This window comes from Fulvivirga lutimaris (genome assembly GCF_009711525.1).
In the GTDB taxonomy this organism is placed as follows: domain Bacteria; phylum Bacteroidota; class Bacteroidia; order Cytophagales; family Cyclobacteriaceae; genus Fulvivirga; species Fulvivirga lutimaris.
Genome location: NZ_SMLV01000103.1, coordinates 1 through 1,810 on the forward strand (window position 1 = coordinate 1; position 1,810 = coordinate 1,810).

The window sequence follows — 1,810 nt, forward strand, 5'->3', positions numbered from 1 at the left end:
TACCTTATAAAAGCTATTGTTTTAAATTTGCCAAAATCTGTAAATAAATCTCAGGCTCTTGAAGCATGAAACGCCACTAGTACGATTTCTCGTTTGGAGAATTAAGCATATCAGCAACAAGAATTTTGTGCTAATTCTGGCTGGCTTAATAGGGATAATTTCAGGTTTAGCTGCTGTTATACTTAAAGAATCCGTTCATTTTATCCAGCATCAGTTAAGGGAGTTAATCTCCATCCAAAACTATATATACTTTGCATTTCCTTTATTGGGTATTCTACTCACTGTGGTATTAAGCAATGTAATACTAAAGGAAAAAATGGGACACGGTATTACCCAAATCCTTTATGATGTTTCTAAAAACTCAAGTATAATTCGTAGAACAAAGATGTACTCTAGAATGCTCACCAGTGCTTTGACGGTTGGGTTTGGTGGTTCAGTTGGGCTAGAGGCTCCTATTGTGGTAACAGGTTCTGCGATTGGTTCAAATGTGGGTAGGTTTATGCACCTCAATTACAAAAAGCGAACACTTTTAATTGGCTGCGGTGCAGCTGGTGCTATATCTGCAATATTTAACTCACCGGTAGCGGGGGTTATTTTTAGCCTGGAAGTAATTCTTGCTGATGTAACTATTGCAATGTTTATTCCCCTGCTTATCGCTTCAGTAACTGGGGCTCTGGTTTCTCTGTCGTTACTAGGTGATGACGTTCTATTTTCATTTAAGCTTGTTGATAGCTTTACTGCTTCAGACACCCCATTTTATATTTTGTTAGGAATTGTCTGTGGGTTAGTCTCTGTATATTTTACAAGGATGACATATAAAATTGAGGCGCTGATAAACAAGGTAAAGGATATTTATGGCAAGGCTCTAGTAGGAGGACTTCTACTAGGCTTTATAATTTTGGTTTTTCCTCCTATTTATGGAGAGGGTTATGATACGATCAAACTTCTGTTGGCAGGTAAGGAGAGTGAGATCTTCAGTAGGTCACTATTTTTTGGTGATTTAGAGGATGCCTGGTTGCTATTGACCTTCATTTTAGGTGTAGTTTTAATTAAGCCTATTGCCTCTGCTTTAACAATTGGTTCGGGAGGAAGTGGAGGAATTTTTGCGCCTTCATTATTTCTTGGTGGTGTTACAGGCTTTCTTTTTGCTGCGACAACCAACATCATTACCTGGGGAAATGTGAGTACGAGTAACTTTACACTGGTTGGCATGTGCGGGGTAATGAGCGGAGTACTTTATGCTCCTCTAACCGCTATATTCCTAATTGCTGAAATTACAAGTGGATATGAGTTGTTTGTTCCTTTGATGCTTGTATCAGCTATTGCTTTTACTACCAGCTCATTCTTTGAGAAGCATTCATTATATACAAAGCACCTAATAGAGCGCGGAGATCTTATTCAATATGATAAAGACCGCCAAGTGCTGAGCCAGATTGATCTGACAAAAATCATTGAGCATGACTTAATGACAATACATCCTGAAGAAAATCTTGATGCACTGGTCGACCTTGTTCGGGTGTCTACCAGAAACATATTTCCAGTAGTAAATGAGAAGGAAGAATTGCTCGGAGTTATCACCTTGGATGACATCCGCCATATCATGTTTGACCTAGATAAAAGGGATGATGTTAAGGTAAGTAGCTTAATGCACAGCCCTCCGGCCTTTGTTGACCCTCATGAAAATATGCAATCGGTTATGAATAAGTTCGAGAAGACAGGTGCATGGAATCTTCCAGTAATAGATGATGGAAAGTATCAGGGATTTTTATCCAAGTCCAGAATTTTCAATACATATCGGACTAAATTAATT

1 protein-coding gene is annotated in these 1,810 nt (G+C 38.6%); it reads left to right on the plus strand.

The window, feature by feature from the left end:
• Positions 1-58 precede the first annotated feature (58 nt).
• Positions 59-1,810 (plus strand): chloride channel protein (locus tag E1140_RS00445; RefSeq protein WP_155177987.1); only part of this gene is annotated, 1,752 nt, incomplete at its 3' end.